The organism is Okeania hirsuta (genome assembly GCF_003838195.1).
GTDB classification, from domain to species: Bacteria; Cyanobacteriota; Cyanobacteriia; order Cyanobacteriales; family Microcoleaceae; genus Okeania; species Okeania hirsuta.
The window spans coordinates 45,682-53,507 of the sequence record NZ_RCBY01000026.1 but is presented as its reverse complement, the minus strand read 5'-3'; the positions used below and the strand labels follow the sequence as shown (position 1 = coordinate 53,507).

General features: G+C 38.1%; 5 protein-coding genes. All 5 read left to right on the top strand.

Going from position 1 to position 7,826, the window contains the following annotated elements; translation table 11 throughout:
- Positions 1 to 389 (top strand): transposase (locus D5R40_RS07000; RefSeq protein WP_205127615.1); only part of this gene is annotated, 389 nt, incomplete at its 5' end.
- Between the two features lie 1,001 nt (positions 390 to 1,390).
- Positions 1,391 to 1,531: a hypothetical protein gene (locus D5R40_RS37000; protein ID WP_192901095.1), complete on the top strand. Its 141-nt coding sequence runs from the start codon at positions 1,391 to 1,393 to the stop codon at positions 1,529 to 1,531.
- A gap of 301 nt (positions 1,532 to 1,832) precedes the next feature.
- On the top strand, positions 1,833 to 2,825 hold the full coding sequence (locus tag D5R40_RS06995) for an OmpA family protein (protein ID WP_124154420.1): 993 nt from the start codon (positions 1,833 to 1,835) through the stop codon (positions 2,823 to 2,825).
- A 304-nt stretch (positions 2,826 to 3,129) separates the two neighbouring features.
- Positions 3,130 to 4,461 (top strand): 30S ribosomal protein S12 methylthiotransferase RimO, encoded by a 1,332-nt coding sequence (gene rimO, locus D5R40_RS06990; RefSeq protein WP_124144435.1) that lies wholly within the window; start codon positions 3,130 to 3,132, stop codon positions 4,459 to 4,461.
- Between the two features lie 1,326 nt (positions 4,462 to 5,787).
- On the top strand, positions 5,788 to 7,272 hold the full coding sequence (locus D5R40_RS06985) for a DEAD/DEAH box helicase (protein ID WP_124144434.1): 1,485 nt from the start codon (positions 5,788 to 5,790) through the stop codon (positions 7,270 to 7,272).
- The last annotated feature ends 554 nt before the right edge of the window (positions 7,273 to 7,826 follow it).

Here is a 7,826-nt window from a genome sequence, read left to right as displayed (position 1 = left end):
CCATTAGAGGGAAACAAATTCAGAGTTTAATCCGTAAGATGAAGCAGAAAATTAAGAAAATTGAACGAGAAGGAGAGGTGATTCCTCGTGATTGTCATATCATTCGTTATCAAGTCAATAGAAATCAGAAACTGTACTATTATTATAAATTACAATCTACTTCACCGATTTTTCCTATGGCTACTGATAGTCAGAAAAAAACTAAATATAAGTATTTAGGAAAAGGGGGAAGTGAAGCTCATATTGATGCAGTTGAAAAAATGACTCGAAGGAATCTTATTGATGAGTTGGAGAGAGTTGTTCATTCCCTTCAAGAAAGTTATTTAGATATTTGTTTTGGTGGAGAAATTGAACCAGACCCATCCTATGATCTTCAGGATGATAAATAATGTGAGAAACGAAGATAATTCCAGATTTGATTTCTAATACAATCACCGATTAGTTAGTGTAATACTTACGCTAACCACTTTTTCTTTTTGTCCAAAGTCCAATATTCGACAAAAAGCTATCATTATAAATGTAGAGATCTGTACAGTCGTTATCTACATATTGTCAGAACCGATCTATCTAAACAATTCTTATTTCTAGCTTCTATATTTATTATAGGCAATCTACCTAACATTTAGATAATTTTTTTTTCGGGAATTTTTTGATGTTTTTTACCTTCCTATTTCTGGATTATTCATCTCCGGAAACTAAGTTTTTTCCCAGGTATTACAAGGGATTAAAGTTAATGTCGGAGAAGTATATTTCAAGAAACTTTTGCTTAAGCAAAGCCAGAGCTTTAATAAACTGAAGTATTAGCCAGTAAATCACAAACAATGAAACTGTGATACTTGGAATAAATAATATCATCATCAACATTAATTCTGGTTGTTTATGTGCTGCGTTCAAAAAACATAAAATCCATTCTTCTTAATTTCCCGAACATTTAAAAAGTAAATTAAGCCCTTGGATTGTAAAGAGAACCGTACAAATAAGTATAAAAAATCCCTGAGCAAACTAATATCTTGAGATAACTCCTGAGAATCTGCTGTTTAAACATGCAAAACTTCATTAATTTGCTCAGATTCCTCCTCAGTTTTAACCTGCTCAGAATTACCAGAATAATTATCATATTCTGAAGTATCTTCCCTTTTTTTAACACCCCTGATTAGATTAGGAAACAATTTGAGTCTGATCTCAGTCAATAATTAATTAACACTGATGACAAAATCATAGAATTATCTAATTTATAAACGGCCTAAAATATGACCATTGCCAATCTTTATTATTATTTTAATATTAGAGACAAATCATAAACAGAAATGGGAGAAAATATAGTAGCAATATAGACATATTTCCAGAAAATCTTAGCTAAAATCAAAAACATAATTAGGAGATAAATATTATGTCAGACCTTGACCGTGGAATAATGAAATTTAAGGGAGCAGATACTCCCAGCGCGATCGCCATTTCTGCGATTGTGATTCTAGGTGCAATAGTCTTTCTTCTTTTGTGGGGACTTAGTACCGCTTATACAGTTGGCTAGTTAACAACAATACAAGTTTTCTAGAGACGTTCTGGCGGAACGTCTCTTTAAGATATTTAATTTTCAATTAAAATCCAATTTATTTAGAATATAGTAATATTAAATAGTAATATTAAAAGGATATAAAGAACTTAAAAAAAATAATTTACGATTTATTCCATTTGTCATAAAATGCTGCTATAAATAATAACAAGAATCTCAATGATTTTGGATTTTTTGCCAGTTGCTGATTCTATCAATATCATATTAGTTTAATAGAAGTTATTTCAGATAAACCTAGTTTGGAGCTATATTATTAGATATGACTGCTGAAAAAAAAATACATCACCAACAAACTTTAAGTCCTAGTATCTTAGCAGGATGTATGGGCTTTATGATGATTTGTGCTTGGGCATTTGCAGGTCCTAAAGCTTTTGAAAAACCTACTATTGATGTTCAATTGACTGAAACTGAAGATGTAGATGATAAAACAGAAGTTACTCAAGTACAAAGAATAGAAACTGAAACAACTGATACAACAACCACTGAAGCAGAGTCTATAACTACAACTACAGAAACTACAGAAACCGAAACAACTACTACAGCAGAGTCTCCCACTCCCATCACAACTGATACAACAACCACTGAAGCAGAGTCTATAACTACAACTACAGAAACCACAGAAACCGAAACAACTACTACAGCAGAGTCTCCCACTCCTATTACAACTGATACAACAACCACTGAAGCAGAGTCTATAACTACAACTACAGAAACCACAGACACTGAAACAACTACTAGCTCAGTATCTACTTCTCCATCTGCGACCGTATCACCTACTACTAATATTACTACTACCTCTGGATCTGGAACTGCACAACCAACTGCTACATCATCGCCAGAAATCGAAACTTCTGCTGCTACCTCTACTAACACATCTACAACATCTCAACCACAAGGCAAGAATTTGAGTAAAGCCAAAACTTTAGGTCAAGTAAAATTTGGATTTGATGAATTTGAATTATCTCCCCAAGCAGAGCAAACTATAAATAGTCTCATCTCAGAAATTAAAGAATACGATCCTAATAAAGTTACGATTAGAGTTGAAGGTCATACATCTCAGGTCGGTGGTGCTCAGTTAAACCAAGAAATATCTCAAGACCGAGCAAATGCAGTAGTCGAATATTTGAAACAGCAGAATTTACCATATCAGGTTGTTGGCAAAGGAATGGGATTTTCTCAACCACTCCCTGGTAGCGATCCTGCTGCTGATGTCAATCAGCGAACAGTAATTATTTTGACACCCGCTAATTAACTTTGAACTTCTTCACAAAATCAATATTAATTTTTAACTCTTATTTTTCGACTGGCAGATGCCAAATTCTAGGATTTAATGCCAGTTTTTGTCTGTTTAAGACCTTTGACTTGCTTTATAGCAGAAAGAAGAAGGAAGAAGTAAAGAAGGAAGAAGGAAAAAGAAAAAATATTGTGTTGTCTGAGTTTTAAGCTCTCGATCTGTTCGCACCCTTTCCTTCGACTGCCATACCTTATTTGGCCATAGGTAATATGCTATATTATAAAGACTATTCCCGATCAAAATTAATAACTCAGAACTCTAAATGTCTACAAAACCTACCATTTCATTCTCTCACTTAGGGTGCGAAAAAAATCGTATCGATACCGAACATATCATAGGTTTACTAGCACAAGCGGGTTATCAAGTAGATGCTAACGAAGAATTAGCAGATTATGTAGTCGTTAACACCTGTAGTTTTATTCAAACTGCCAGAGAAGAATCTGTTCGTACTTTGGTAGAATTAGCAGAAGCTAACAAAAAAATAGTCATCGCAGGTTGTATGGCGCAACACTTCCAAGAAGAATTACTTGCAGAGTTACCAGAAGCAGTAGCACTTGTGGGGACTGGTGATTATCATAAAATAGTTGATGTGATGCAACGGGTAGAAAAAGGCGATCGCGTCACAGAAGTCTCCCCTCAACCCACCTATATTGCCGATGAAACAACCCCACGTTACCGCACCACATCCGAAGGAGTTGCTTATGTGCGAATAGCTGAAGGTTGTGATTATCGTTGTGCTTTTTGTATTATTCCTCATCTACGAGGAAATCAGCGATCGCGCACCATAGAATCTATTGTCACTGAAGCTCAACAACTAGCAGACCAAGGGGTAAAAGAAATCATCCTCATCTCCCAAATAACCACTAACTATGGAATCGATATTTATGGCGAACCCAAACTCGCCGAACTTCTCCGCGCCCTAGGAAAAGTTGATATACCCTGGATTAGAATGCACTATGCCTATCCTACAGGTTTGACTCCCAAAGTAATAGCTGCTATTCAAGAAACTCCCAATATTTTACCCTATCTAGACTTGCCTTTACAACATTCTCATCCCCAAATATTGCGGGCCATGAATAGACCTTGGCAAGGTCGGGTTAATGATGATATAATCGAAAAAATAAAAGCAGCTATGCCCAATGCCGTGTTGCGGACAACCTTTATAGTGGGCTTCCCTGGTGAAACGGAAGATCATCATGCACATTTAGTGAAATTTGTCAAGCGTCACGAGTTCGATCATGTTGGGGTATTTACTTTCTCTCCAGAAGAAGGAACCCCCGCCTATAGTTTGCCTAATCAGTTGCCCAAAGCAGTGATGGACACCCGTAGAGAAAAAATTATGCAAGTCCAGCAGCCCATATCTGGAAAACAGAATCAAAAATCAGTGGGACAAGTAGTTGATGTACTGATTGAACAGGAAAATCCTCAGACAGGAGAGTTGATTGGTAGGTCACCACGGTTTTCTCCAGAAGTGGATGGACTTGTTTATCTCCAAGGTAAAGCTCGTTTGGGTTCAATTGTGCCAGTGATGATTACAGATGCAGATGTTTACGATTTGTATGGTTATGTAGATTTGAGTAAATCAAGCAATTAGTCATTCAGTTGAAGTGTAGGGTACATTTTTAGGGATTGCCAAAGCATCATTAGACACATAAAGTCTTGCAACTAAATGATACTTATGAAGATATAAACTATACTGGGCTTCTTGCGCAACTTAAAATCTTAACACATTACAATATATACATCAGAAATTCTTCTTAACTTTGATTGCTTTACAGACTTTACATGTAACGCCTGTATCACTTTTAAGTAACTTCTGTAAAAAGTGTGTAATGTCCCAAAACCTCTACATCAATGTACAAAATCTAAAAAATTAAGTTAATTCCAGGAAAATATGTAATAAATGTGGCAAATGTTAAGTCATTTGTTATTATGTTAATCATTATGAAGATAAAGACGAGCTACCCAAAGGGAGCTGTTAAGTATCATAAAATACCTACGGTAATGTAGGTAGATACGCTGGGACATGGAAAACCTCAAAATTAAGGTCATTTTTTCTTCCTTTGTCCAACGGAAACTTGATATATACAACAGCTTAACGATAGCCAAATATTGGCTCTAACCTTTCTCAACAGACCCTCTAGGAAATTCCTCTCTATGGCCGTAGGTTTAGGAGTGAGACGAAAGGAAACTTAATCGCAGGGGCTTAAAATTCCTGAGATTGATATGTGTGAGACAGTAGTAATTTCTATATCTTTATATTGTAGTGGTTGATAACCTACCTGACTTACTTAAAAGGTCGTAGAAACAATATAAATTTTCTATTATATCTACTAGCGGTAGTTCAGGTAATCAGACAAACTACATAACTTAATAATGTTCATGTTTGTCTGCCTGTAAAATCGGAAAGCCTCTACAAAAAAAATCAGAATTTATCCGCCTTGAGAAGCAGGGTGGCTGCGCTGATTCTCCTTTTGAGGAGATTTAAACGCCAGTATAAATTTGAGATATGCGGTCGGCTCGACCGTAAATGCTTGTGGATGAGTAACCGCCGACGGCCTCAGTTGAAGCAAGAAGTAAACGTCAATTTGTCACTTTATGTGACGCTTTGTATCAGTTTTATAGAGCAGGTACTTCACTATACCCAACTAGAGAGAAAAGGAACAGGCATTTTGCCTTTAATTCTGTCGTCGATCTTCAGGTTAAAACCTAGCCGTTGAGAACATACAGACACTACTAAAATGTTAGCTATCAGTTTAGTAGATTTAGTAGAAACTGTGATTGGCAAAGGCATACTGCCCTACCAAATAACTACAGGTTTATCGTGAGCAAGGGCTGATAAGCAGCTATAGTTGAGCATAAATCTGCCTCCAAGTTGGGTAACAAAACCAGATGTAAAATAATTTACTTAGGAGAATGAATGGATTTATCGTTTGCAAATTTAGGAATTTCACAAGAGCGTGTAAATCATCTGGAAACAATTGGTTTTACTGAACCTACTCCGATTCAAGTCCAAGCAATACCTCATTTGCTGGCAGGAACCGATATTGTAGGTCAAGCCCAAACAGGAACAGGTAAAACCGCAGCGTTTTCGTTACCCATATTGGAGAGAATTGAGCTGGAGACAAAGGCAGTTCAAGCTTTGATTTTGACTCCCACTCGTGAGTTAGCGCTGCAAGTTACAGAAGCGATTCGTCAAATTGCTGGTTTGGATAACAAGAGTCCAACGAAACATCGATTACAGGTCTTAACTGTTTATGGCGGTCAATCTATTGAACGTCAGATTCAGCGCCTTCAAAGAGGTGTTCATATCGTAGTTGGAACGCCAGGACGGATTCTGGATATGCTGAGTCGCAATAGTTTAAAACTAGATAGTTTGAAAATGATGGTTTTAGACGAAGCTGACGAAATGTTGAGTATGGGTTTTATTCAGGATGTAGAAAGAATTTTGGATGCAGCACCCACTGAACATCAAACAGCTTTCTTCTCTGCTACCATGGACTACTCAATCAAGAAACTGGTGAATAAATATTTGCGATCGCCAGTAACAGTCAAAGTTGCTCAACAAAAGACAACTCCGAAGCGAATTTCTCAGATTGCTTACATGGTGCCTCGTGGTTGGCCGAAAGCTAAAGCCTTACAGCCAGTTCTAGAACTCGAAGACCCAGAAGCAGCTTTGATATTTGTGCGGACAAGGCAAGCAGCGGCTGAACTAACAAACCAATTACAGTCAGCAGGTCATAGTGTTGATGAATATCATGGTAACTTGAATCAATCCCAACGAGAACGGTTGCTAAGTCGCTTTCGTAATCAACAAGTACGTTGGGTAGTGGCAACTGATATTGCAGCTCGTGGTTTAGATGTGGACCACTTAACTCATGTGATTAACTACGATTTACCTGATAGTGTGGAAAATTATGTTCACCGTATTGGTCGTACAGGTCGTGCAGGTCGTGAAGGTACAGCGATTTCGTTAATTAATCCTTTAGATAAGCGGAAGTTACGGTTGATAGAACGTCATCTACGTCAACGTTTGGATACTCGCTCGATTCCTAAGCGGTCTCAAATTGAAGCCCGACAGTTGCAGAAGTTACAGAATAAGGTACGAGATGCTCTGAGTGGGGAACGAATGGCTTCTTTCTTACCATTGATTGCTCAGTTGGGTGAAGAGTATGACCCCCATGCGATCGCTGCAGCAGCTTTACAGATAGCTTATGATGAAACTCGTCCTGCTTGGATGGGGCCTGATTATGCTCAGGAGGAAGAAATCCCTGTCTATGAAACTCCGAAGCCAAAGCCAAAGCCACGCTCACCGAAGATTCGTCATCAAAAACCTTCTCCTAAAAATCAGAGGAGAGATGGTGACAATTTTGTAGAAGAGGCTTCTGTGTCACGCAATAATTAAGTTACTTATTTCAACGTTGGTTGAAGACCCGCCCTCAGGAGAGTGCGGGATAATCCTATGGGAAAACCAATATTGATTGGTTTTTTTTTCAAACCATGTGCTATAATACTTAAATTGAGGCTGCTGGGCTAGCAGTGTCTAGGGGAGCCATCGGATTGGTGACGTACTGTGGAGCGACCTTAAGACCAAAAAGAGGGAAAGACCTCGGAGGCAGATCCTCTGTTAGCGCAGCTCCTCCGGAGGAGGCAAGAGGGAACAGAAAAACCTAATCAGTGATGGTTAGGAATCCCACGTTGTCGCCTAAGCGCAACGTCGAGAGGATATCAATTCTGGCTGAAATAGTCGAATAGTAATTTTAGAGATGTGGGCGATCGCGTCTCTAAATTTTTTTTAAGGATTTTTACTATTATATCATGTCTGTTTGAATAACCACAATCAAAAATTTAGGGAGTAGGGAGCAGCGGTGCGACCCCGCGGGGTGCGACAGACGCAAGCGGTCGATCTTTGGAGCTTCCCGTAGGGTGAAATGGCGAGGAAACCCGCTCTGGCAGATC

Bases quoted from the DNA above. Each gene is read 5' to 3' on its own strand.
- D5R40_RS06995 (WP_124154420.1), top strand. From the start codon at position 1,833: ATGACTGCTGAAAAAAAAATACATCACCAACAAACTTTAAGTCCTAGT.
- rimO (WP_124144435.1), top strand. From the start codon at position 3,130: ATGTCTACAAAACCTACCATTTCATTCTCTCACTTAGGGTGCGAAAAA.
- D5R40_RS06985 (WP_124144434.1), top strand. From the start codon at position 5,788: ATGGATTTATCGTTTGCAAATTTAGGAATTTCACAAGAGCGTGTAAAT.
- D5R40_RS37000 (WP_192901095.1), top strand. From the start codon at position 1,391: ATGTCAGACCTTGACCGTGGAATAATGAAATTTAAGGGAGCAGATACT.